The organism is Paraburkholderia lebeckiae (assembly GCF_050436225.1).
GTDB classification, from domain to species: domain Bacteria; phylum Pseudomonadota; class Gammaproteobacteria; order Burkholderiales; family Burkholderiaceae; genus Paraburkholderia; species Paraburkholderia tuberum.
The window spans coordinates 773,318-798,566 of sequence record NZ_JBNDLU010000003.1 but is presented as its reverse complement, the minus strand read 5'-3'; the positions used below and the strand labels follow the sequence as shown (position 1 = coordinate 798,566).

The 25,249-nt window shown below is 59.1% G+C and carries 19 protein-coding genes and 2 pseudogenes; 12 read left to right on the top strand and 9 right to left on the bottom strand.

Annotated features, from left to right (window positions below):
* Window positions 1–17 precede the first annotated feature (17 nt).
* From OKW45_RS38380 to OKW45_RS38370, 3 genes are all read left to right on the top strand, one after another.
* The gene (locus OKW45_RS38380; protein ID WP_018422184.1) at window positions 18–458 is read left to right on the top strand and encodes a MarR family winged helix-turn-helix transcriptional regulator; all 441 of its coding nucleotides are present in this window, start codon (window positions 18–20) and stop codon (window positions 456–458) included.
* 394 nt (window positions 459–852) lie between these two features.
* Window positions 853–1,680, top strand: coding sequence for a MetQ/NlpA family ABC transporter substrate-binding protein (locus OKW45_RS38375; RefSeq protein ID WP_429473881.1), 828 nt, complete (start codon window positions 853–855; stop codon window positions 1,678–1,680).
* A gap of 92 nt (window positions 1,681–1,772) precedes the next feature.
* Window positions 1,773–2,738: a sulfonate ABC transporter substrate-binding protein gene (locus tag OKW45_RS38370; RefSeq protein WP_429473880.1), complete on the top strand. Its 966-nt coding sequence runs from the start codon at window positions 1,773–1,775 to the stop codon at window positions 2,736–2,738.
* A 33-nt stretch (window positions 2,739–2,771) separates the two neighbouring features.
* Here the strand turns inward: OKW45_RS38370 and OKW45_RS38365 are convergent, their stop codons facing one another.
* Window positions 2,772–3,464, bottom strand: a complete 693-nt coding sequence (locus OKW45_RS38365) for an MFS transporter (protein WP_429473879.1) — start codon at window positions 3,462–3,464, stop codon at window positions 2,772–2,774.
* A 96-nt stretch (window positions 3,465–3,560) separates the two neighbouring features.
* On the opposite strand from OKW45_RS38365, the gene OKW45_RS38360 reads away from it, so the two are divergent.
* The 5 genes from OKW45_RS38360 to OKW45_RS38340 all read left to right on the top strand — a co-directional run bounded on the left by OKW45_RS38360 (window position 3,561) and on the right by OKW45_RS38340 (window position 8,015).
* Window positions 3,561–4,109 (top strand): DUF488 domain-containing protein, encoded by a 549-nt coding sequence (locus OKW45_RS38360; RefSeq protein WP_429473878.1) that lies wholly within the window; start codon window positions 3,561–3,563, stop codon window positions 4,107–4,109.
* A 44-nt stretch (window positions 4,110–4,153) separates the two neighbouring features.
* Window positions 4,154–4,780 carry a uracil-DNA glycosylase family protein gene (locus tag OKW45_RS38355; protein ID WP_429473877.1) on the top strand — a complete coding sequence of 209 codons (627 nt, stop codon included), beginning with the start codon at window positions 4,154–4,156 and terminating at the stop codon, window positions 4,778–4,780.
* A gap of 291 nt (window positions 4,781–5,071) precedes the next feature.
* Window positions 5,072–6,181 carry a sugar ABC transporter substrate-binding protein gene (locus tag OKW45_RS38350; RefSeq protein WP_018422191.1) on the top strand — a complete coding sequence of 370 codons (1,110 nt, stop codon included), beginning with the start codon at window positions 5,072–5,074 and terminating at the stop codon, window positions 6,179–6,181.
* Complete coding sequence (locus OKW45_RS38345) at window positions 6,181–7,185, top strand: ABC transporter permease (RefSeq protein WP_018422192.1); 1,005 nt, start codon at window positions 6,181–6,183, stop codon at window positions 7,183–7,185. Before OKW45_RS38350 ends, OKW45_RS38345 begins: the two co-directional genes overlap by 1 nt.
* Entirely contained in the window at window positions 7,185–8,015 is an 831-nt protein-coding gene (locus OKW45_RS38340) for an ATP-binding cassette domain-containing protein (protein WP_018422193.1), read from the top strand. Before OKW45_RS38345 ends, OKW45_RS38340 begins: the two co-directional genes overlap by 1 nt.
* Before the next feature lie 236 nt (window positions 8,016–8,251).
* On the opposite strand, the pseudogene OKW45_RS38335 reads toward OKW45_RS38340, so the two are convergent.
* The 4 genes and pseudogenes from OKW45_RS38335 to OKW45_RS38320 all read right to left on the bottom strand — a co-directional run.
* Window positions 8,252–8,394 (bottom strand): annotated as a pseudogene (locus OKW45_RS38335) (UTP--glucose-1-phosphate uridylyltransferase); the annotation flags it as partial.
* Between the two features lie 29 nt (window positions 8,395–8,423).
* Entirely contained in the window at window positions 8,424–9,572 is a 1,149-nt protein-coding gene (locus OKW45_RS38330) for a hypothetical protein (protein WP_429473876.1), read from the bottom strand.
* An 82-nt stretch (window positions 9,573–9,654) separates the two neighbouring features.
* The gene (locus OKW45_RS38325) at window positions 9,655–10,893 is read right to left on the bottom strand and encodes a lipopolysaccharide biosynthesis protein (RefSeq protein ID WP_429473875.1); all 1,239 of its coding nucleotides are present in this window, start codon (window positions 10,891–10,893) and stop codon (window positions 9,655–9,657) included.
* Between the two features lie 68 nt (window positions 10,894–10,961).
* Window positions 10,962–13,223 (bottom strand): polysaccharide biosynthesis tyrosine autokinase, encoded by a 2,262-nt coding sequence (locus OKW45_RS38320; RefSeq protein ID WP_429473874.1) that lies wholly within the window; start codon window positions 13,221–13,223, stop codon window positions 10,962–10,964.
* 402 nt (window positions 13,224–13,625) lie between these two features.
* On the opposite strand from OKW45_RS38320, the gene OKW45_RS38315 reads away from it, so the two are divergent.
* The 3 genes from OKW45_RS38315 to OKW45_RS38305 all read left to right on the top strand — a co-directional run bounded on the left by OKW45_RS38315 (window position 13,626) and on the right by OKW45_RS38305 (window position 16,812).
* Window positions 13,626–14,537 carry a polysaccharide deacetylase family protein gene (locus OKW45_RS38315; protein ID WP_018422196.1) on the top strand — a complete coding sequence of 304 codons (912 nt, stop codon included), beginning with the start codon at window positions 13,626–13,628 and terminating at the stop codon, window positions 14,535–14,537.
* A 314-nt stretch (window positions 14,538–14,851) separates the two neighbouring features.
* Complete coding sequence (locus OKW45_RS38310; RefSeq protein ID WP_018422197.1) at window positions 14,852–15,793, top strand: glycosyltransferase; 942 nt, start codon at window positions 14,852–14,854, stop codon at window positions 15,791–15,793.
* Between the two features lie 98 nt (window positions 15,794–15,891).
* A complete protein-coding gene (locus tag OKW45_RS38305) occupies window positions 15,892–16,812 on the top strand; it encodes a glycosyltransferase (protein WP_018422198.1) in 921 nt (306 codons plus the stop codon).
* 534 nt (window positions 16,813–17,346) lie between these two features.
* Here OKW45_RS38305 and OKW45_RS38300 read toward each other — a convergent pair.
* Complete coding sequence (locus tag OKW45_RS38300) at window positions 17,347–18,471, bottom strand: glycosyltransferase (protein WP_018422200.1); 1,125 nt, start codon at window positions 18,469–18,471, stop codon at window positions 17,347–17,349.
* A gap of 107 nt (window positions 18,472–18,578) precedes the next feature.
* Window positions 18,579–19,175 (bottom strand): annotated as a pseudogene (locus OKW45_RS38295) (sugar transferase); the annotation flags it as partial.
* A gap of 1,311 nt (window positions 19,176–20,486) precedes the next feature.
* Between OKW45_RS38295 and OKW45_RS38290 the strand changes: the two are divergent.
* Window positions 20,487–21,572, top strand: coding sequence for a glycosyl hydrolase (locus tag OKW45_RS38290; protein WP_429473873.1), 1,086 nt, complete (start codon window positions 20,487–20,489; stop codon window positions 21,570–21,572).
* Window positions 21,573–22,033: 461 nt separating this feature from the next.
* On the opposite strand, the gene OKW45_RS38285 is transcribed toward OKW45_RS38290, so the two are convergent.
* Window positions 22,034–22,198, bottom strand: coding sequence for a hypothetical protein (locus OKW45_RS38285; RefSeq protein WP_429473872.1), 165 nt, complete (start codon window positions 22,196–22,198; stop codon window positions 22,034–22,036).
* Between the two features lie 579 nt (window positions 22,199–22,777).
* On the bottom strand, window positions 22,778–25,039 hold the full coding sequence (locus OKW45_RS38280; RefSeq protein ID WP_429473871.1) for a polysaccharide biosynthesis tyrosine autokinase: 2,262 nt from the start codon (window positions 25,037–25,039) through the stop codon (window positions 22,778–22,780).
* Window positions 25,040–25,249 lie beyond the last annotated feature (210 nt).

The following is a 25,249-nucleotide window of genomic DNA, read 5'->3' as shown; positions in this document are numbered from 1 at the left end:
AACCCGAACCTCCGAAATTGCCGATCAAACCCGAAGACGCCGGCGCGCTCCCCAAATTTACTGGCAGCCTGGTGCGCCGTGCCCAACAGCGCCATGCAGCGGTCTGGCTGAGCGAGGTTTCCGCGGAGATCACGAGTGTGCAGTACGCGGCGCTCGAGGTCTTGCACGAGACGCCTGGCGTCAGTCAGCGGCAACTCGGAGACAAACTCGACGTGGATCGTTCGACGATTGCCGATCTCGTTGCACGCATGGTGCGCAATGGCCAGATCGAGCGCGCGGACGATCCTGTCGACAAGCGCAGTTATGTGCTGTTTCTCACCACTGCCGGTAAGAAGCAGCTCTCGGCCTTGCGTCCGCGCGTCGAGCAGGTCGAGCGCATTCTCACTGAAAGGCTGACGGCAAGCGAATTGGCGCAGTTGCGCCGGCTGCTTTCGGCACTGTTGCCGCCGCGGGCTTGATGCGCTTGCTTCTGAAGACCGCCTGCCGTCGCGGTCTGGCAGACAGCGCCTCCATTTCGGCTCCCATAGCCCCCTCCCCGCCGCCGGGTTAGAAACCGGGTGCCTTTCCAGAACAAATGACGGACGACGCACGCGAGCCCGCACATCTGTTCCGGCACGCAACCTGAAACGAAAACCGCGCCAGCGGACATTCGCACGATCCGGCGTCCGCCAACCCCGCTGCGGCTCGCTTCATTCCAGCGCGGCGATCGCGCTTGGCTTATTCCCAGAAGCGCCATGCACGTCGTTCCGCCGCTTACGCTCAAGCGCGATAACGATAGCGCCCGATATTATTTGTGCACTAACGAGTGCCCCTCTACGATCTCCGGACCTACACTTCGATCTCTTTTCAAACATGGCTACGACAAAAGCGCTCAAGGCCGCACTCCTTTCGGTTCTCGTTACATGCGGCATCGTCAGCGCGCAACCGGCGCTCGCGGGGGGACAAACGGTGCGAGTCGGCATCATGTCTGGCGAGGACGAAGACGTGTGGCGTGCGGTCGCGGCCAATGCCGCCAGGCAGGGCGTCACCGTCAAGATCACGACCTTCTCCGACTATACGCAGCCGAACGAAGCGCTCGCGGAACACGACCTCGATGCGAATTCGTTCCAGCACAAGCCGTATCTCGACGCGCAGATCGCGGCGCGCCACTATCAGATCGTGCCGGTCGGCTATACCTACGTGCAGCCGATCGGTCTCTACTCGCGCAAGGTGAAATCGGTCGCGGCGCTGCCGCAGGACGCGGCGATCGGCGTGCCGAACGATCCGAGCAATGAAGGCCGCGCGTTGCTTCTGCTGCAGGCGAATGGACTGATCAAGCTGCGCCCCGACGTCGGCCTGCTGCCGACCGCGCGCGACATCGCCGAGAATCCGAAGCACATCCGGATCAAGGAGCTCGACGCCGGCATCGTCGGCCGCGCGATTGGCGACCTCGACGCTGCCGTCGTCAATACCGACTGGGCGATCAAAGCGGGCATCAAGATTCCGCAGGAACGCATCGCGCAGGAGAAAGTGCCGGGCAACCCGTACCGCAACTTCATCGCGGTCAACGCGAAAGACGCGAACGCAGTGTGGGTGAAGACGATCGTCGACAGCTACCAGCAGACCAACGTCGCCGCGGCGATCCTGACCGTTTATCACGGTGCCACGCTGCCGGCATGGGATGGCGCGCCCCAGCACTAACCTGACGCACGAACAACGCACGACTCGAGCGGCGGCGCTTCGGCCGCCGCGCATCTGCCTTCTTCATTGCCCTCTTGATCGTATCGCCCGTCATGTCCATTATCAGAACGCTCCACGACCGCCGCACCTTCCTGAGACTTTCGCTCGGCGCCGCAGCGGCCGCGGCGGCACCGCTTTCGTTCGCGCAAGGCAACGCGCGCACGCTGCGCGTCGGCAATCAGAAGGGTTACCTGAATCTGCTGAAGGGCCGCGGCACGCTCGAAAAACGGCTCGCGCCGCTGAACGTATCGGTTACATGGACCGAGTTCGCGGCGGGCCCCGTGCAACTCGAAGCACTGAACGTCGGCTCGATCGATTTCGGCGACGTCGGCGAAGCACCGCCGATCTTCGCACAGGCCGCCGGCGCACCGTTGGCCTATGTGGCGGCGACCGTCAAGCGGCCGCAGTCGGAAGCGGTGCTGGTGCCGCCGCAATCGACGATCCGCTCGGTCGCGGACCTGAAGGGCAAACGGATCGCGCTCAACAAAGGCAGCAACGTCCACTACTTTCTCGTCAAACTACTGCGTCAGCATGGCCTGCAATACGGCGACGTAAAGCTCGTGTTCCTCGCGCCCGCCGATGCACGCGCCGCGTTCGAGCGGGCGTCGATCGACGCGTGGGTCATCTGGGATCCTTTCTTCGCCGCGGCGGAGCAATCGCTCGGCGCTCGCGTGATTACCGATGCAAGCGGCGTAGTCGGCAATCGGGCGTTCTACTTCTCGTCGCAGAGTTATGCGGCGAACAATCCCGACGTGATCCGGATCCTGATCGAAGAACTCGACAAGGTAGATCAGTGGGGCAAGCAGAACAAGGATCAGCTCGCCAGCGAACTCGCGCAGCTATGGGGTCTGCCGAAGCAGGTCGTGGACGTGGCGGTGCAGCGTCAGCAGTTCGGCACGCAGCTGATTACCCGCGCGATTCTCGGCGAGCAGCAACAGATCGCCGATACGTTCCTCGATCTCGGCCTGATTCCGAAGCACGTCGACGTGCTGAAGGCGGCGCCTTCGAATCTCGCGTAGGCGTACGGGCGGCGGAACAACGCCGCACCCGCATCAACGCCCGGAGACCGGCCCCGTTGGCGTAGCCTGTTGTTCCTGCGAGGCGTCGCTGTGCTCCGTCATACGCCGCACCGAACTCACGCAGGCCGCGATCAACGCGAGCGCCGCGGCAATGCCGGCAATCAACGTGAGGTGCCGGCCATGCACGAGTCCGAACACGATGGACACCGCCACCGCGCCGCTCGACTGGCCGAGCAGACGACCCATCGATTGCAGGCCGGACGTGCCGCCGCTGCGATGCCGCGGCGCACTGCCGATGATCACGCGGTTGTTCGGCGACTGAAAGATACCGAAGCCGAGGCCGCAGACCGCGAGCCGCCACACGATGTCGAAACGCGTCGCCGTCTCGCCGAGCTGGCAGAGCATCGCGAGTCGGCACCCGAACACGACGAGCCCGACGCTGCTGATGCGTCCCGGCGCCCACCGATCGGACATCCGGCCCGCGACCGGTGCGATCAACGCGGTCACGAGCGGCCACGGCGTCATCAGAATGCCGGTCTGTGTTTCGGACAGCTTCAGCGTCTGCTCGAAGTAGAACGGCAGCACGATGTACGCCATCGTCTGCGCCGCGAACGAGCAGATCGACGTCGCCATCGACAATGAAAACACCGGCATGCGCAGCAGGTCGATGGGCAGCATTGGTATGGCAAGCCGGCTTTCGCGTCGCACGAACAGCACGCCGGCCACTGACTCGCACCTGAATCGGGACACAGTTGACGTTACTGCGCCACACGTTGTAAATCTGTAGGCATCGTCGCCGCTATCAGCGCCGGCGAAACACGCATGAAAACGAAACGCCCTTTTTTCACGATCGGCCACTCGACGCGTCCGTTGCAGGAATTCGTCGACTTACTGAAAGGCGAGCAGATCGCCTTGCTCGTCGACGTGCGCAGCATCCCGCGCTCGCGGACCAACCCGCAGTTCAATCGCGACACGCTGCCCGCCTCGCTCGCACCGGAACATATCGACTACATGCATCTCGCCGCGCTCGGCGGACGCCGCAGCAGGCGCAAGGATGACGCGCCGTCGCCGAATGCGTACTGGACGCATCCGGCCTTTCGCAACTATGCCGACTATGCAATGAGCGACGCGTTCCGCGAGGGACTGGCGCAACTTCTGACGCTCGGTCATCGGCAGCGCTGCGCGATCATGTGCTCGGAAGCGGTCTGGTGGCGCTGCCACCGGCGTATCATTACGGACTATCTGCTGATGCACGATGAAACCGTGCTGCACATCATGGACGCGCATCACACGAACGCCGCCACGATGACGCCGGGCGCCGAGCCCCAGGCCGACGGCACGCTGATCTATCCGGCTCAGGCGCAGAACTGAGCCGACTCACGACACGACTGCGCACCAGTCACCTCCACCGCCTTATGGCTGTTACCACCAAACGTCCGCCGAAACTCGACACGTCGCTCGACACGCTGCTTCGCGACATCCGCGCCTGCACGGTGTGCGCACCCATGCTGCCGCACGCGCCCCGCCCCGTGCTCGCCGCGTCCACGCGGGCGCGGATTCTGATCATCGGGCAAGCGCCAGGCGCGCGCGTGCATGCGTCGGGGGTGCCGTGGAGCGACGCGAGCGGCGCGCGTCTGCGGACATGGCTCGGCGTCGACGACACGACCTTCTACGACGCTTCCAGATTCGCCATCGTGCCCATCGGCTTCTGTTTTCCGGGCCGCGGCGCGAGCGGCGACCTGCCGCCTCGGCCCGAGTGCGCCGGCCGTTGGCACCGCGAATTGCTCGCGCAAATGCGTTCGGTGAAATTGACGCTGCTGATCGGACAATACGCGCAGCGCTTTGGCCTCGGCGACGCGTTTGGCCCGACCTCGACCGAAACGCTCGTCAGGTGGGCCGAGTTTGGACCGCATGTGATGCCGCTGCCGCATCCGTCGCCGCGCAATATCGCGTGGTTCAAGCGCAATGCCTGGTTCGAGGGCGCGGTGCTGCCGACGTTGCGCCAGCACGTGGCGACGGTGTTGGCGGGCGGCGAGCTTTGAGCGCCGCGCACCCATCCGCGCGATCAGCCGCTCGTGGTAAACACGCATCCTGACCCGGCGTCCCAATCTTCGGAACGGTTACGGGTATACATGGATTAGGAGTCGCTACCGCACTGCACTAACATTTTTGCGGTACCGCACGGCTCGTATCGAGCGCTTCCGAATCGGGGTTGCACGTCCCACGCCAAACTCTCGCGCTGCCCCGCGAACTCCCGGTGCCGTCCAGCATCTGCACGCAATCGACGCAACGTCGACCACATCGACCAATGAAGACAAGAACCGGAGGATCAGATGGCACAGCAACGGGATGACGATCAGAAAAACAGCGGCAACGGTTTCAGCACGGCGCGGCGGGGGCTGATGCAGGGCGCGGGACTCGGCGCGGCGCTTTCGCTGATGGGTGCGCTAGGCGGCGCGGGCGGTCTGATCGGCACCGCGCAGGCAGCGCAGACGGCTTTTCCGTCGCACAAGAAGTGGAGGATCGTGTTCGTCAATCACGTCACCACCAACCCGTTCTTCGTGCCCACGCAGTACGGCATTCAGGATGCCTGCTCACTGCTCAACATGGATTATCAGTGGACCGGCTCGGCCACTTCGGACGCGGGCGAAATGGTCCGCGCCGTGAACTCGGCGATTGCCGCGAAGGCCGACGCCATCGCGGTGCCGATCGTCGATCCGAGCGCTTTCGACAAGCCCATCCTGGCCGCGCTCGACGCCGGAATTCCGGTGTTCGCGTACAACGCCGACGCGCCGCGCGGCAAGAAGAATCCGCGCCTCGCGTATATCGGCCAGGACCTGTATCTGTCGGGCTACCAGATGGGCGAGCGCATCGTCAGTCTGATCGACAGCGGCATGGTCGGGCTGTTCATCGCCACGCCGGGGCAGCTCAACATCCAGCCGCGTCTGGACGGTGCGAGCGACGCCATCAAGAAGTCCGGCAAGAAGATCGACATCCAGACCGTGGCCACGGGCGCGACCGTCAACGAGGAGCTTTCGAAGATCAAGGCGTTCTATCTGGGCCACCAGGACCTGAAAGGCATGTTCGCGGTGGATGCGGGCAGCACGCAGGGCGTCGCGCAGGTGATGAAAGAGTCGAACCTGCCGTCCAAAGGCGTGCACGGCGGCGGCTTCGACCTGCTGCCGACCACGATCCAGCTGATCCACGAAGGTTTCCTCGACTTCACCATCGATCAGCAGCCCTACGTCCAGGGTTTCTATACGGTGATGCAGGCGTTCGTGTTCCTCAGCTCCGGCGGCCTCGTCGGGCCGGCCGAAATCAACACCGGCCTGAAATTCGTGACAAAGGATAACGTCGAGCCGTACCTGAATACCTCGACGCGCTTTGAAGGCAAGACCGACAAGGAGCAAATCGTTCCGAGATCCGGCGCAATCAAGTCCTGATGAATACAGTGAACGAAACCGGCAAAGCGGTCCGCGCGTCCCGGCGCGCGGGCGTTTCCTTCGCGTCTCAATGGGCAGCCGAGCTGCGCATTCTGCTCGTGGCCGTGCTGCTGGCCGCCTACTTCGAATTCGCGAACCACGATTTCCTGCTCACCAACGCGAGCCTGGTCAACCTGTCGCAGTTCATCGCGCCGGTGGCGATCATCGCGTTCGGCGAAATCATGTTGATGATCGGCGGCGACATCGATCTGTCGGCGGGCATGGTGTTTGCGTTCGCGCCATTCATGATGGTGTTCGCGAATGACGCGGGCGCGCCGATGTGGCTCGCCGTGATCGCGGGGCTCGTGGCCGCGGGAATCGTCGGCTTCGTGAACGGGGCGGTGTCGGTTTGGCTGCGGCTGCCCTCGTTCGTTACGACGCTCGGCACGCTCTTTCTGATCAACGGTATCACGCTCACGATCTCGCGCGGCACGCCCGCCGCCACGCCGGGATCCCCCACCTTCGCCGCGTTCATGGGCGCGTGGGGCTACAGCGAGATCATCTGGACCCTGGTGATCGCGGCCGCGATGCACGTGCTGTTGCGACATACACGCTGGGGCCTGCATACGCAGGCCGCGGGTGCGAATCCGCTCGGCGCGAGCGAGGCCGGCATACATGTGAAGCGACTGCGCCTCGGCAACTTCGTCCTCGCCGCGGTGCTGGCGGGCTTCACCGGCATGCTCGAAGCCTTTCGCATTACCTCGATCGACCCGCAGGCAGGCGGCAACCAAATCATGTTCCTTGCCGTGGCCGCCGCCGTGATCGGCGGCACGCCCCTCACGGGCGGCTCGGGCACCATCGTGGGCGGCCTCATCGGCGCAGCAGTGCTCGGTATTCTGAACGACGGCTTTACACTGATCGGTATCAACGCGTTTACGTTCAACATCATTCTTGGCGCCGCGATTCTGGCGGCGATGATCTTCAACATCCACGTCGGGCGCATTCGCCGCAAAGGTGGACGATGATGGACCAATCGCAAACCTCGTCCGCGGGCGCCAATGCCACGGCCGCTGCGCGCAGCGCGCCGAACGCCCCACTCGCGCTGCGCGGCGACAGCCTCGTCAAACGCTTCGGCGCGGTGACGGCGCTCGATGGCGTCTCGCTCACGCTCGGCAAGGGCGAGATCCTCGGCATACTCGGCGACAACGGCGCGGGCAAGTCCACGCTCGTGAAGATCCTCACGGGCTTTCATCAGCAAACGAGCGGCACGCTCCACATCGACGGCGAGGAGACACTGTTGCGCTCGGTCGATCATGCGCGTTCGCTCGGCATCGAATGCGTGTATCAGGATCTCGCGCTCGCGAATTCGCTGAGCATTTACCACAACATGTTCCTGAACCGCGAAATCGTGCGGCGCGGACCGTTCAGGCTGCTCGACCACAAACGGATGCGCGAGCGCGCGGCGCAATGCCTCGACGATATCGGCGTGCACGTGCCTTCGGTGGATTTGCCGGTGGAGCGTCTTTCGGGCGGCCAGCGCCAGGCGATCGCCGTGGCGCGCGCCGTGCACTCGAACGCGAAGATCCTGTTGCTCGACGAACCGCTCGCCGCGATGGGCGCGCGCGAGGCGGGACTCATCATCGACCTTCTGATGCGCTTGAAGGAAAAAGGCGGCCTCTCGATCATCATGATCATGCACAACTATGCGCAGACGCTCGATATCGCGGATCGCATCATGTTGATGCAGCGAGGCCGCGTGACCTACGAGCAACAGAGCGCGCTGACTTCGGTGGCGGAGCTGATGGACATCGTGCAGCGGGAATACCGGGCCATGCGCGCCGGCGGCGCGCAGTGAGCCCGCCACGGCCCGCGACACCGCGCAACTCAAATCGGAAATCGATCTTCGCGTTCACGCTGACCATGCGCGGATCGCCCGGCGCGATGTAGTCCGAGTACTGGAACGTCCAGTAGCGGCGATTAGTGATGTTGCCGATCGCCGCGCGCGGCGTCACGTCGTGCCCATCGACGCGCGTCAGATAGTTCGCCCCGATGTTTTCGATCTTGTAGCCGCCCGTCTCCAGGTCGCGGGCCCAAAAGCGCCTTTTTGCCGCGCGCCTCGCGAGCTCCGCGTCGATCTCATTCGATTTGTCGAAATGATTTTCAATGGCGCGCTTGCTTCGACCCGTCACGAAGATCATTTCCGTGATGCTGGCGACAATCGCTTCATCGACGGCCTACTGAATCAGCAGACCGTCATTGCGATTCAGGAGGCACTGCGATGCTTCGACAATGTGGACTGGGGATGGGCGCCGCCGTTCACTCGCGACGCACTCTGCGCCGATACCGTTATGGGTTCATCGTACGAGAGCCGCAGGACGAGAAACATGATCATCGGCGAAACCGGTGAAAGATGCCGCAGAAACGACCCGTAGTCCGGCTCGAAAATAGCTTGCGTTGACAGGAAACTGACCAGAAAACAAAAACAAAGTGTCTCGAACCGGCCCACTGGAAATAGCGCCGCCGCGGAGCGATAACGCACAAATACAATGGCAAAAGTGAAAAACACGCCAACGCCGCCGAGCATTTGCAGCGGAGAACCCGACGTAATCAACCGCACCGGCAAAACGAAGCTCGCCAGCGTGATGGCGACGTTCGCCACGCCAATGAACATACCGCTGCCCGGAATGAACTGTACGATCATCGACCCCACTTCCTCCGGATCCCGCCACTCATTGGCGTTCTGCCTTGCGAAATCCAGTGATTCGCCATAGGCCTTCTGGAACACGAAGGCGACCATCACAAACATGGCCAGCGCGAAAAAGATCAATGAAACCGGCCTTCTGAAGCCGTTTGGCGCCAAATAAAGAAACACGGTTGCGGCCAGTGTAATGCCCCAGTACGACCTGAAGTACACGGCTACCAGCGCTGCCAGGACGACAAACAAAACCAATATCGCACGCGACGAGTTGTAAAACAGCATCAAAAGAACCAGAACCGAAATGATGATTTCTTTCGATGGAACGCCGATGTAGACGGTCTGATTGGCGAGCCAGAAGGCAACCAGAAAGAACTCGGCCGGTTTTAGCGAAGTGACACCGGAACGCCAGATGGCGACAAACATGCCGATAGTCGATGCGAGAAATCCTATCAAAGAAATGGAGAAACTCTGGAGACCGAAAAAGTTGAACAGCCACGCGAGATTGTCAAATGAGTCGCCAAACGCCCTGAAAGCCGTGACGGTCTTCATCCGGTCGAAGATCACCAGTTCGTCGAACAGAAAACGCGCCGGCAACGTGCTGTCGTGAAACGCGGAGATCGCATAAAGCGCGATGAACAGAATGAACCAGACCGCGGCCGAAACGCCTGGACTCGCATTCCTGCCGATGATGCCGGGGAGTTTTACAATGCGCATTCTCTTTCCCTGAACAAGTGAGCGACTCGCCTCGCGGTGGAGGAGCTAACCTTGCAGCGTCGTTGATTTTTGAGCGCAGAGATCACGGCGCTTCAAAACTAGGTTGGCGATTCAAATAAGCGTCCGGCTCCTTGCCGATCTTGAGCGCCTGGTAAGTACCCACACTTGCCACGATCGTTCCACAGACGCTGAGCAGAAGAAGCGAGTGGAAGAATCCGACGCCGAGGAAACGAGCCGTCGCAAAGATCAGGAAAATCGATACGGCATTGACTGTTTGAATCATCAAGTCGATCTTCTGCCGGTTCGCGACAATGAATACCTGAGCCATCGAGCCATAGATCGCCATCGTGATGAAATAGGGAATAAAGATCAGGTACACTGACATCGACGGTTCCCATTCGTCGCCCATCTTCACGTGGATAATGAGGCTAAGGCCTGCATAGCACGCAGCCACCAGAGAAATGCTGATAAACGTCAGCATAGTAAAAAACTGTTTCGATGGATTCGCTCTGTCTTTTCTGTGGCCGTCGAAATAATCGATCAAATCGCGGCGGAAGACGGCGCCCAAACTTTGCGACAAGAGCGACGCAGGAAAGTAGCCCACACGATACGCCAGCGCAAAGATGCCGGCGTCACGATGATCGAAGATCATCGGCATCAAAATGGCGGACGCATAGATCACGAATGAATTCAGCGTAGTGGTTGGCACACCAAATTTTGCATACTGGATCTGAAGCGCGGAGAACCTGAGGAAGGCCAACGGGATCATCCGGCGCGCCGAGTAAAGGCAGATCGCGGCCGGCACAACGGTCGAGGCCAGAAAAATCCAGCTATAGATGTCGAATACGGTGGTGCCTGTGCACTCCCCTTTCGAAAACATCATCACGCAGACAAAGTAGACGGCGAACGCGGCATTAGGGAAGAACCGGATCGTCGCGATTTGCGCGTACTTTCTTTCGGTGGTGAGTGCTCCGCACAACGCCTGTTGCAGGAACACGCCAAGTGCCAGACCGATAACAGGTATGTATTCCGTATGCCCGGCCGCTGCCGTGGCCACCACGAGCGCCACCCCGATCACTATGGCGACCGCACTGGAACTCGTCATTGCGCGCACGGCTTGGGCCTTGTCCGCCGCCATGCACGCAACCTCCAGACGCAAGCCGATCACCGACCCGATAAAAAGACCACCGGCCATGAGCTGGCTGAAGTACCCGAGAGCCGTCGGCCCGCAGAACTTCCCGATCAATAGAATCGAAACGAAATTGAGCGCCTGGCTCAGTACGACTCCAGCGATACTTACGATCGAATGTTTGATATTCACAATTTATCTACGTCGAAGTCCGGGTGAATTTTTCATCGCTCTACACGACGATGGTTGTCGTCTGAAGGCTAGCCTTTCTGCGTCTTTCCGCTGGCCGGCAGTGCATCGAGATAGGAAGCACTGCGATAGAGGCCGGCGCGCGCGCCCAGACTATAGCGATAGACATCCGTGTCGATCGCGTTGAAGATCACGCCCTTCACCCGGGCATTCGCCTGCTTGAGCTGCTTGGTGGCCTCCAGCACCTGCGCAATGGAAGTGGTCTCGAAGCGGGTCACCAGCAGCACGGTGCCGCAGCTATCCGCGAGCGCGGTCGCATCGGATACGGCGAGCACCGGCGGCGTGTCGATCAGCACGATATCGTATTGGCTCGTCTTCGCGAGGAATTGCTGCATGCGTTCGTTCACCAGAAGCTCGGCCGGGTTCTCCGGTATCGCTCCGCGCGCAACAAAGTCGAGGCCCGGACGCACGTCACGCATGATCACCGGGTCGGACGTCACGTCCGACGTCAGATAGTCAGCCAGGCCGGGGGTCGAGTCGAGACCAAAGTATTGCTCGAGATGACCTTTGCGCAGGTCCGCGTCGATCAACAACACCCGCTTGCCGGCCGCCGATACGACCGCCGCCAGATTCGCCGAAAGGAACGACTTGCCCACCTGCTCCGTCGGCCCCGTCAGCAGCACGCGGTTGTCGCCCGATTCCGATTCAAGCATTGCAAAATGAAGCGCGGTTCTGAGTCGGCGCAGGCTTTCAATCGACGGGTCGCGCGGAAACTCGCTCGCCAGCAGGAACTTCTCGCCCGTGGGCAGCTTCGACGTCTTGCCGGGTCGCGCGACTTTCGCCTGCGACAGCGGCACGCTCGCATAGACGTTCAGGCCCGTTTGCTCCTCGATCTCCTGCGCGTCGGTCACGCCCCGATACAGCGCCGTACGCCCGAACGCCGCACCCACGCCCAGAATCAGGCCGCCCAACGCAGCATAGACAATCACCAGAAGCTTGTTCGGCTTGATCGGCTCTTTCGGCACCACCGGGTTATCGATCAACCGTACCGTTCCAACCTTGCCGGCGCGAACCAGTCTGAGCTGTTGCATGTTGTTCAGCATGCCGACGTAAAGCTCGTTGTTCACGTTCATGTCCCGGGTCAGGCGCACCGCATTCTGCTCCAGGTCCGGCAACGCCTGTTCCTGCTGCGACAAGCTTCCGATCCTGCTGCTCAGCATGCCGATCTGCTGATCGATCGCCTGGATCGCGGGGTGACCCGGCGCGTAGATCGCGCCCATCTCCGCGCGCTTCTGCTTCAGTTCCAGCAGGCTGCGCTGCGCGGCGACGCTTTGATCCAGATAGGCCTTGCCCTGCTCACTCAGATTGAACACGCCCATGCGGTTGCGCATGTCGTTATAGCGTCCCTCGGCGCGCTCCAGGTCGCTCTTGAGTTGCGGCAGCTGCTCGCTCAGGAACTCAAGCGACTTCTCGGCTTCCGCCGCCTTGCGCTTCAGATTCTGCTCAACATACGCATTGCCGATTTCGGCGAGCGTGCTGGCCGTCAGCGACCGCTCAGAGCCCGTCAGCGACGCGCCGATGATGCCGCTGTCTTTACCCTTCTGCGAGACGGCCAGCCTGTTTTGCAGGCTTTCCACCGTCTTTTCGCGCGACTGTCTCTCCAGAATGAATTGCGTACCCGGCTTTGCCTTCAGCGAAGCGACCTGCAGCGTGATCGCGCCATCGGGCAGTTTCGTGTCGAGCTGTTTGCCCACGCGACCCTCGATCGGCTCGCTGAGATCCGACTGCTCCAGCCGGTAGCGCCCGCCGTCCAGAACGGTCAGAACGAACTTCTCGCCTTCGAATGCTTCCGGGACGTCGAAGCTGGACACCTTGATCGCTTCATCGCCCCATGCATATCCGCCAAATCCAAAGATACCTGGCTCGGAAAGACTCCTGGCTTGCCGGCCCAACCAGTCTCCGATCAACGGAAAGCGCTTGGGCTTTGCGCTGACATCGAGGTGCAGATCGTCGACGGCTTTTCCGACCACCATTCTCGACTGCAGGATTTCCATTTCGGCCGTCGCCTCTGTTTTGACGTCGAACATGCTGGAGACGTCGCCCAGCGGGCTTTTTGAATTGTTGGTCGGAATGCTGTCTTCAACCTGGACGAGAATATCGGCCTGGTACACCGACGGCGCGATAAACGCGTATGCCACGCCCAGGGCGAGCACAGTGCCGGCGATTCCACCGACCAGCCAGCGGTTGGCCAATAGAACGTCGAAATAACGCGAAAGACTTACATCGTTATTCCGGAGCACGGCAGCATTCGTAAGCAGAGAGTTCTGTTTCATCGAAACCCCAGGGCGGGTGCACGAAAAGGGTGGAAGCCGGATTTAATGTGCAGGCGATGCGGCATTGCCAGATCTCGTTTTTGTCACGGGACGGCAACATTTTGGGTGCTGGCGCTGCGCGCGTCAGTTCGGTGTGCAACGCAATCTGGCAACTATTCCTCTGCTTTGCGCGCCACCAACTTCAGAATAATCGTCTTACCGTACAAAGATAAGACTGCCTAATTCTCCGCTGAAACCCACTGTTTCCCCGCAGTAGATTCCTCTGTGAAAATTAGCGCATATTTCACACTAACAAGTATCCCAGACTATCTGAACGCTGTCATCACCTCTGTACGCTAACGCACATCGCTTTTATGTCCGTGACGGCACAATCCCATTCAACGCCGTTAGCTTGGAATACATATGAAACAATTGATGCGTGAGATATTCACACGCGCGCTGCTTTTCAGTGGAACTCCCGCGGCGATTCGAGCCTTGCTCTGGCGCGATCGCACCGCGATTCTGCTCTATCACGATCCGTCGCCCGCCACGCTCGAGGCTCATTTTGAGTACTTGAAAGACAAAGTCGAGTTCGTGCCGTTGTCGCAGGCAAATTCGCGAGGTAGTGGTCGCCCGCGCGTGGCCGTCACGTTTGACGACGGCCATATCGGCAATGCAAATCTGCTGCCCGTATTCATCAAGTACGGCGTGTACCCGACCATTTACGTTTGCAGCAGTGTCGTGGCGCACGATCGTACCCACTGGTTCCTACATCCTGTCGCGAAGGAAGCAGGTGTGAAGCGGCTGATTCGCATGAAAAACCACGAGCGCCTGGCTGAACTCGACGCGCGAGGCTTTCGTCAGGACTTGCCAGACCCATCGGCGACGATTAGTGGCCTCAGCGCCGCCCATATTGAAGAGATGCGCCCCTATGTCGACTTTCAGTCTCACACACGCTATCACCCGACACTGACCTTCTGTGACGATGACGAATGCTTTGAAGAGCTTGCGCTATCAAAGTCGGAGGTAGAACGGATCGTCGGTAAGCCTTGCGAGCATTTCGCGTATCCCTATGGCATTTATGGTCCGCGCGAAGTCGAGCTGCTGAAGGCCGCCGGCTACAAGACCGCACGCACGACCGACGTGGGCTGGAACGATGAAGAAAGCGACCCGTTCCGACTCAAGGCGTTCGACATTGACGATGCCTCTTCCGTGTCGTGGTTCGCCGCGCAGCTCACGGGCCTGACGTTGGTGCCGCGCTATCTGCGACTGGGACGCGTCAAGCGCCTGGCTCAGCGCATCTTCAGCAGGCCACGTGCATTGAACCAGGCGTAGAAAGCACAGCGCCGCCGACGACAGCGCGCTGACCGAAACTGCCGAGGCCGGGAGATGTCGACCGAGCGTCGACGCGACGGCTCGCGCAGCGGCGTACGACATCGTTGTGCACCGTGCGGCATCCAACCCAGGGCAGCGAATCGTCACGATAAGGTATTCGCTAATAAAAATACTATCGCGCGCGATCTCGGCTTCGAGCAGAACAAGCGGTCAACGTTCGAGCACCTGTTAATTAAAGGCGCAACCGGACCGCCAGTCCACTATTCGTAACGGCCTTATTGTTCCTTATCTCCACGGTTAAAAAGGAAGGCGGCATGCGTAAAATCTTCATCACGTCTCCGGGTACCGCCAATTATCCGGAAATTACTGCCTATCAAAACTACTTTAAAGCGCGCGGCGTGGATGTGGTGGTCGGAACAATCAGCGATTACCGGGAGCTCGATAACAAACGAGATTTCGTGTTGTGGGAAATCATGGGTTTCTATCCGAACCGGTTTGAATCCGACTTTGTCATCCATGACTACCGTTCTCTCTCCGTTGGCGGCTGGCCGGCGATGAAAGACGTCGCGAAGCGGTATTTCAATTGCCAGCCGAATCTGCGGATCTTTCAGAACAAACGGCAACAGGAGATCATGGGTTTTGGCCACGGCGTACCCAGTGTCATCCTGCCCATGGGCGTGCCGAACTGGATCTTCGAGGTGCAGGATGGCGGCCAGACTGAAAAGAAAGCTGATTTCTGTTATATCGGCGAAATGAGCGTCGAGCGGGGCTTCGATCGCGTGCTGGAAGCATTTATAAACAACTTTCAGAAGCGCGACGTCTCCCTCCTCCTGGTGGGAAAACCGGACCCGCGCATCTACGAAAAATTTTCGAATGCAAAAAATATCATTTTCACTGGCCCGTTGCCGCAGCGTGAGGCGCTGAAGCACGTGGTCGAAGCCGATGTTGCAGTGTGCTATTTCCCCTATCACCGACCGCACTGCTATCAAACGCCGACCAAGCTGCTCGAGTATGCTGCGCTCGGCAAGAAAATCCTGTGCAACGACTCGCCGTCGAATATCAGATGCTGCGAAGAGATGGGCATCCATAGTGTGATCACCACGGCGAACATCTTTGACGGAATCGATGAAGACGCTGCGCGCGGTGCGACAGCGAATCGCCGGACGGACTTCGCAGACCTCATTTGGGACCGGGTGATAGAGCAATCCAACGTCGCGGCGTTTCTGCCAAAGGATATCAAGCTAACCGACGCTTGACCAATCCATTGACGTGCGACATTTCAACGAAGGCGACCCGAACTGCCCTGGTAGCGCTGAGTCAGCTGAAGAGACGACACTTGAACGGTGGCAATGACATGCAGATATTCATCCTTCACCCCGGCAAGGCGAATTATCCTGAGATAGATGCCTACACCAGGTATTTTGTGAGAAACGACTGTAAGGTAACGTCAGGGACACTGGATGATTACAAAAGAGTCAAGAATCCGGAGGAGTACGTTCTCTGGTGCATCATGGGCTTTTACCCCAGGATCCCTGCTGCAAAATACGTCATCCACGATTACCGTTCGCTGTCGGTCGGGCGTAACAGTGCGCTAAAGGACAGCATCAAGAAAACGTTTCAACCACGGCCCGATCTACGAATATTTCAGAACGACTCAATGAGCGCAGTCATGGATTTCCGCGACGGCGTAGATACCGTTTTCCTGCCAATGGGCGTACCAGATTGGATTTTCACGACGGACGCTGACCGCAACCAGACGCTTCCGTCGGGAACGTATTGTTATCTGGGCGAGATAACGCGGGAACGCGGCTTTGTCAGCTTCATCAGGGACTTCCTGGCCGCCAAGCGCGACTCGGATACCCTCGTTCTGATTGGGCCTGTTGAAAAGGAAATCTCCGACGCATATCTGCGATCGCCCGGCATCCTGTTCACGGGACGTCTTGCGCAACGCGATGCCCTCGCGGTGGTTCGCAACTGCGAGATTGCTATTTCAACCATCCCATACAAGCGTCCGTACGACGTGCAGACGCCGACCAAGCTTCTGGAATATGCTGCGCTCGGCAAAAGAATCATCTGCAATGACTCGCCCTCGAATCTGAACGCCGCCGCTCAGTTTGGAATTCAATGTAAGGTAACGGGCCCAGACGTATTCTCCAGCATCTGCAATTTCCACGGCGATATGGTGCCGAAAAATGACCCCTCCACGCTGCTGCATTTGCGGTGGACAGATATAATCGCCGCCTCGGGCGTGGAGCGATATCTCGCTCGGCTCTAAAATTTGAAATGGTTTGCGCGATGACACGCGCAAACCATTTCTGAAAGAGCGAATTCTCGAATCGTTTCCACGAAAGCTGCGTCGCTGATACGAAAAAAACCGGACGCAGTTTTTTCGAACCTCCTGATCGAATCAAAAAATGCGCGGACCACATGAGACGCGCTTGGAGGCAGTTTCATCCAATCAGAGCAACCAGCTCGGTAACGACCTTTCGATGGCGCAAGTCAGTCTCGTCGCGATCGGCGTTCCGTGAGCGTTGTTACGGAGTGGCGCTTCGATTCTTGCCGCGCCCCACCGGCACGTTCGCGGCCAGTTCTTCGCCCATCCCGACTGCGCGAATCGATGAAGAGCTGATGGTCACGCGCGTGAAGAGGCTTTTGTCCGCTACTCTTCACTTCGCCAGGAGCACTGCATGCAATCGGTCCCAGACGACGGCTTGCTGCAAATCGCGCAGTCTGCGCCGACGACTGAAACCGGACCCGCGTCTCCGCTTCGCCGGAAATCGCGCTAGGCCCGCCGCGCAGCTTCACGCCGTCACTCGCTCAGGACCGAACGGCCCCGGCGAATGCTTCTCAACTGGGCCGAATAAAGCAGCGCGATGTTGTTGAAGAAGCGATCTTCACTGAATCTGTTGCGCGCTTCCTCCTGCGCGCGGCGCAATAGACCTTCACGAAATTTATCGTCGGCTATCATCTTCCGGATCAACGAAGTCGCTTCCGCAGCCGTCCGATAAAGAACGCCGGTGGCATTGTGACGAATGGTGTCTATATTGCCGGGACAATCTGACGCCACAACGGGTGTGCCGAGCGTCATTGCTTCAATCAGAGAAATCGGCATTCCCTCCCAGGAAGCTGTCGACAAATAGATATCCGCCTGCCCCACAGCCGCGATTACGTCAGCACGCGTAAGCCAACCGGTCACACGCACGCCGGCGTCCTCGAGGGTCCTCCTGAGATCTGCGTCGCCGTCGCCGATCCATACGAACTCGACGCCGTCCCGATCAAACGAGCGTGCAATCTCCGCGAACAGTCGCGGATTCTTTTGCACACGAATGCCGCCGACAGTCGCGATTCTTCGCCGTTTCGTCGACCCGACTTTTCCAGCGCTTTCCAAACGATTGTTGCCCTGGACACCGACAGCCCGATCGATCGCGTTCTCGACCAGCACTGCATCTCGCCGAAGATAGCGGCGGATAGCGGCACATTCGCTCTCGGAACAGCCAACATATGTGCAGTTCCTCACACACGCAAGCAACTCCAACGCGGCGAAACAGTATCGCTTCAACCTCCCTATGTCTCGCCGTACGAAAGAGATGCAATGCGGGCTATAAAGAAGCGCCGTTGACGGCAACGCAAACAAGGTCGACATTCGTCCCAGGAAACCTGCGAATGAAGAGTGCAGATGGACTATATCCGGGTTCAATTCGATGAGTTGTTGGCGCAAGACAGACATGATGCGTGCCAACGATGGTCCTTTCATCTGCAGATGCTGCAGGACGACGTCAGAGTGAAACATCGCGCGCAAGTTCTTCGGTGTCTCCTCGCGCTCTGAATAGATCACATACACCTCGTGACCTTCCTTGGCGAGGCGCGTCGCAAGCGTGCTCACAACTGCAAGCGTTCCTGTAGCAGTCGATTCGATTACGTGGACCACTCTCATAACATGTTTCTCGCGAAATGCGCAGCAATAGCGGAACACATCGCCTATTGGTCACGGCGATCGGGACGACCATGCAATCTACGGAAGGGAAAAACACCTCAGCCGGCTCAGTAGGCGCCGTCTTTCGCGAGCACCACTTTGACGGTCCTCAGAAGAATCGACAAATCGAATGTCAGCGAGCGGTTCATTGCGTATTTAACGTCGAGCGAAACCCGCGTCGGATAGTCCACATCGTTGCGGCCGCTGACCTGCCATAAGCCTGTCATTCCCGGCTTCAGCGCGAGGTAGTAACGAACGTCTCGGCCATATCGCACCAGCTCCTTCTGCACGATAGGGCGGGGTCCCACCAGGCTCATATCGCCGCGCAGCACGTTCCATAGTTGCGGCAACTCATCGAGGCTCGTCTTGCGCAGAATGCGGCCGACCGGCGTCACGCGAATATCGTTTTTAAGCTTGAAATCGCGGTCCCATTCCGCACGAGCCTGCGCATCTGTTGCGAGCAGTTTGGCGAGAACTTCATCCGAGTTCTTGACCATGGAGCGGAACTTCAGACACTTGAAAGTACGTCCTCCTCGGCCAATTCTCGGATGACCATATACGGCGTTTCCGTGATCGCTCATGACTGCCATCGCAATTATCAGGAGAACTGGAAAGAGCAGGATGAGTAGAACCGACGCCCCGCAAATGTCCATCGTTCTCTTCACTGCGTCGTCCCACCTTGCGCCGAAGAGGTTCTCGCTTTGCGGATTCGCGTCATCCTGGGCGACCTGTTTTGAATTCGCCTCAAGGCACGCCTCTTTCAGTTTCGGATCCGCAGCGGCGTTGGATTCGAACATACTTTCTCCTTAGTTCGGGAACTCGTTGGGGACGGTGCCCGCGTAGGCACCCTGCGCTTGCAAAACAGATTTTGGTGTGGAAGTGAATCGTTTAGTGCCGCTAATTTCATTGATTCACTGAGGACTCGCGACGAGCGTAACATCTCACTCAAGGACCGAATGTTAGTAATAGCGCATAAAGGCGCCATCGTACAGTTCGATCGCGACACGTCGCCTTCATCAGGCGCACCGACTGCTCTTCTGCCAATCAGATACGCAGAATTCGAATCATGACTTCGTTCCTGATTGGTCTGATCGCCAGATACCACTGGTAAATATCATGACAAAGCGATCAGATCAGACGCATACTTTTATCAGACGTTTAACCGCTCTTTTCAAAGAGCGGGCCTCAAATCTGAAGTGCAACACCTATCTCGCACGATTTCGAATTTGTCTAGATAGAGACGACCGTTTTTCATCTCCACATAAATCTTATTTGCGCGTTCAATGAAGGAAAAAAGAAAATTTGATGAAGGAACAACTTGTGTAATGACTGACCGCGCCAAGATCTATGCGATGACTCGCGCTGCACATCGAAGTCGCAAGTATCCCGGCTCGACACTATGAATCGATGTGCGTTCCCGTACATGGTCGGACGATTCGCTCATTGCAGAGTTCGACGCGAAGACTTCTGATGCCGTCTCTGAGCACATGGCGAAAATGCGCGTAACAGTCTCACAGTCAAACACTGCCACTCAGCAGTCGCCCATCGGTCGATAACCGCGTGATGCCATGACAATTGCCGAAACAACCAGCGAACAAGGGGGGCGCATCCTTCGGAAGATTGAGTCGCTCTGTTCGGAAGTGTTGTGTCAGTGCGGGACTCTGACGTCGACGCAGTGTTCGATACGCGTGTTCGACATATCCGTGCCGTCAATGCGGTCGCTTCAACAATTGATGTTCATCGGCACACTTAACTTTGCCGTTTTCGGACCAATTCCAGGCGACAGCATTTATAGTTGAGAAATGAAACTCACACTTTTATTTTTATTCGCCGTCTTAACACTTTTGTGTGGGCAGCCGATGTCGGCCGTCGCGAAGAACGGTCGCGCCAAGACAACGAACGCGACTACCGCCACTGCTCAGCAACTCGCGGCGCTGCAGCCGCCGCCCACCGGAAGCGGAAACGACCGTTTTGCAATGGACGTGAACTGCAATCTCTGGAGTGCGGATCAGACGGCGCTGAGCGAATGCTCAAAGGACCTGGATCTGATTGCCGGATTGGGCGTCGGTACGGTTCGCCTCGGCGTTTCGTGGCACTTCATGACGCTGGCCGATGGCAGCACGCTGGACCCCAACAAAGTGGCTTTCCTGAAGGCGCTTCTGAACGCCGCACGCACGCGCGGCATGAAGATTCTTTTCCAGGTGGGCATGTACGCGCCGTCTAGCGCATACCAATGCTCGGCCACCAGAAATCCGCCGACCGCATCGTCACCCCGACTCGACTTCTGCGACGCGACGTTCACGAAGTATCTCGGCTCGCTCATGGACGTCGTTCTGCCCTTTACGGCTGACATCGAACTGTTCAATGAGACCAACTGGTCGTTCTCCGCTTCGGACCCGTCTTACGGCGATCCGAACGGTATCTCCGGATACATTCTGAATCGCAGCAAGACGCTCTATTCGGAAGCCAGGCAGATCCTCAACACGAAAAGCCAGTCGGGCTACAAAACGGTTCTGCACACTCAGGGCATCTCGTACTTCTACAACTCGGCGTACCCGAATAACGGCTGGCAACCGCCCGCGGGCAGCGAGCTGATCCAGGCGACCGACTACATCAAGGCAATGGGTAACAACACGAAGAGTGCTTCCAGCCCGTTGAACACCACGATCGATGTCGTCGACGTTCACCCCTACTTCGGCAGCGCCGAATACGACATGCTGATGCAGGCATTCATGACCACGGTGTCGAACCTCGTCAGCAGCGGCGCGAAGCCGATCTGGCTGACCGAGACCAACAATGGCACCAACGGTACGGACGCCGGACAAACGGCCGCATTCAACCAGTTGAAGGTGCTGATGAACAATGGTTCGGTGGCAAAGGCGTTCTGGTATGTCGTGCGTAACGGCGATCCGAGCAATGGCGAAGGCGACGGCTATTCGATCTACGACTACAACCGTAACCTGATTCGTCCGCAGCTGGCAGCCGCTATTCGGGCCTACACCGCGAGCATCCCGCGAGCGCAGCGATTCCTATCGGGTCCCTACCTGACCCCGGTCAAGTGAAGGCGTCTACTTGCAATCGATGAGATGAACGCGAACGCCGACTTCGGCGTTTGCGTCATTTTGCTGTTCTGCCCTGCTCCAACGTGCTTGATGGTGTTGCAAAGAGGAAGCAGCGGACATCCGCAATGACGGCTGAATCATAAGAGGGCGATGAGACTAATTATCCTCCTTTGATCCTCTCGCGCGCGCAACGCAAAGCGCACACGCAAAGACCCCAATCGCCACGCCGATCAGCAGACAGGCGGCATGCGTCAAGAAAGTTACCATCTTCCACTCCCTTTACGACCACATCGAATTTTTGAGAAGTTGAACAGCATGACGTCATCGGTGGCGTAGCTATGGCTTGAGATCTTCCCTAGCGGCACCGGACAGTGTGATAAAGGCGATCCAAAGTCCGGCAGAGATTGACGAGGGCGCAGTGTCCCGCTTGCGGATGGATGCCGACCTAATAATCGAACTCACTATACCACGGGTTTAGCCACGCTTTCGGCGCCAAACTCCAGAATGGCGACCGCATTGCATCGCCGGCGGCGCGCGGGTTCAGAAAACCGTGACGTACGAAAATAGCCGACGCGGTAGGCGAGCGCGAAGATGCCGGTGTCGCGATGGACGAAGATCATCAGCATCAAAATGGCAGACGCCGGCCGGCACAAACGGAGAGGTCGGAAAGATCCCGGCGTAGATGAAGACGCCGGTGCCCGTGCGCTCAGCTTTCAAAAGCGCCATCGCGCAGATGAAGTGCCCGGCGAACGCAGTGATCGGTAAGAAACGGACCGTGGCGATCTTCGTGTACTTCCTTTCGCTGGTCAGCGCTTCACCCAGCGTCTATTGCAGAAACACGCCGAATGCGAGGGCGATCACCGGAATCGAATCGGAGGGGCCGGAAATGGTCGTGGCCACCAAGCGCGGGGCCGATCGGAACGGCGACGGCGCTGGAACTCTTTGTTGCACGCACGGCTTGGGCCTTGTCCGCCGCCATGCATGCAACCTCCAGACGCAAGCCGATCACCGAGCCGATACAAAGTACCCGAGAGTCGTCGGCCCGCAGAACTTCCCGATCAATAGAATCGAAACGAAATTGAGCGCCTGGCTCAGTACGACTCCAGCGATACTTACGATCGAATGTTTGATATTCACAATTTATCTACGTCGAAGTCCGGGTGAATTTTTCATCGCTCTACACGACGATGGTTGTCGTCTGAAGGCTAGCCTTTCTGCGTCTCTCCGCTGGCCGGCAGTGCATCGAGATAGGAAGCACTGCGATAGAGGCCGGCGCGCGCGCCCAGACTATAGCGATAGACATCCGTATCGATCGCGTTGAGGATCACGCCCTTCACCCGGGCATTCGCCTGCTTGAGCTGCGCGGTCGCCTCCAGCACCTGCGCAATGGAAGTGGTCTCGAAGCGGGTCACCAGCAGCACGGTGCCGCAGCTATCCGCAAGCGCGGTCGCGTCGGATACGGCGAGCACCGGCGGCGTGTCGATCAGCACGATATCGTATTGGCTCGTCTTCGCGAGGAATTGCTGCATGCGTTCGCTCACCAGAAGCTCGGCCGGGTTCTCCGGTATCGCTCCGCGCGCAACGAAGTCGAGGCCCGGGCGCACGTCACGCATGATCACCGGGTCGGACGTCACGTCCGACGTCAGATAGTCAGCCAGGCCGGGGGTCGAGTCCAGACCAAAGTATTGCTCGAGATGACCTTTGCGCAGGTCCGCGTCGATCAACAACACCCGCTTGCCGGCCGCCGATACGACCGCCGCCAGATTCGCCGAAAGGAACGACTTGCCCACCTGCTCCGTCGGCCCCGTCAGCAGCACGCGGTTGTCGCCCGATTCCGATTCAAGCATTGCAAAATGAAGCGCGGTTCTGAGTCGGCGCAGGCTTTCAATCGACGGGTCACGCGGAAACTCGCTCGCCAGCAGGAACTTCTCGCCCGTGGGCAGCTTCGACGTCTTGCCGAGTCGCGCGACTTTCGCCTGCGACAGCGGCACGCTCGCATAGACGTTCAGGCCCGTTTGCTCCTCGATCTCCTGCGCGTCGGTCACGCCCCGATACAGCGCCGTACGCCCGAACGCCGCACCCACGCCCAGAATCAGGCCGCCCAACGCAGCATAGACAATCACCAGAAGCTTGTTCGGCTTGATCGGCTCTTTCGGCACCACCGGGTTATCGATCAACCGTACCGTTCCAACCTTGCCGGCGCGAACCAGTCTGAGCTGTTGCATGTTGTTCAGCATGCCGACGTAAAGCTCGTTGTTCACGTTCATGTCCCGGGTCAGGCGCACCGCATTCTGCTCCAGGTCCGGCAACGCCTGTTCCTGCTGCGACAAGCTTCCGATCCTGCTGCTCAGCATGCCGATCTGCTGATCGATCGCCTGGATCGCGGGGTGACCCGGCGCGTAGATCGCGCCCATCTCCGCGCGCTTCTGCTTCAGTTCCAGCAGGCTGCGCTGCGCGGCGACGCTTTGATCCAGATAGGCCTTGCCCTGCTCACTCAGATTGAACACGCCCATGCGGTTGCGCATGTCGTTATAGCGTCCCTCGGCGCGCTCCAGGTCGCTCTTGAGTTGCGGCAGCTGCTCGCTCAGGAACTCAAGCGACTTCTCGGCTTCCGCCGCCTTGCGCTTCAGATTCTGCTCAACATACGCATTGCCGATTTCGGCGAGCGTGCTGGCCGTCAGCGACCGCTCAGAACCCGTCAGCGACGCGCCGATGATGCCGCTGTCTTTACCCTTCTGCGAGACGGCCAGCCTGTTTTGCAGGCTTTCCACCGTCTTTTCGCGCGACTGTCTCTCCAGAATGAATTGCGTGCCCGGCTTTGCCTTCAGCGAAGCGACCTGCAGCGTGATCGCGCCATCGGGCAGTTTCGTGTCGAGCTGTTTGCCCACGCGACCCTCGATCGGCTCGCTGAGATCCGACTGCTCCAGCCGGTAGCGCCCGCCGTCCAGAACGGTCAGAACGAACTTCTCGCCTTCGAATGCTTCCGGGACGTCGAAGCTGGACACCTTGATCGCTTCATCGCCCCATGCATATCCGCCAAATCCAAAGATACCTGGCTCGGAAAGACTCCTGGCTTGCCGGCCCAACCAGTCTCCGATCAACGGAAAGCGCTTGGGCTTTGCGCTGACATCGAGGTGCAGATCGTCGACGGCTTTTCCGACCACCATTCTCGACTGCAGGATTTCCATTTCGGCCGTCGCCTCTGTTTTGACGTCGAACATGCTGGAGACGTCGCCCAGCGGGCTTTTTGAATTGTTGGTCGGAATGCTGTCTTCAACCTGGACGAGAATATCGGCCTGGTACACCGACGGCGCGATAAACGCGTATGCCACGCCCAGGGCGAGCACAGTGCCGGCGATTCCACCGACCAGCCAGCGGTTGGCCAATAGAACGTCGAAATAACGCGAAAGACTTACATCGTTATTCCGGAGCACGGCAGCATTCGTAAACAGAGAGTTCTGATTCATCGAAACCCCAGGGCGGGTGTGCGAAAAGGGTGGAAGCCGGATTTAATGTGCAGGCGATGCGGCATTGCCAGATCTCGTTTTTTGTCACGGGACGGCTGAAATCGGACGCACAGGCCGGGTACGTCAGTCCCGCTCGCAACGCACCCGGAGAGAAAATCCCTATGATCTACGCCCCGCCGCGTGCTCGAACTAAATCGTCTTATCGGGCGG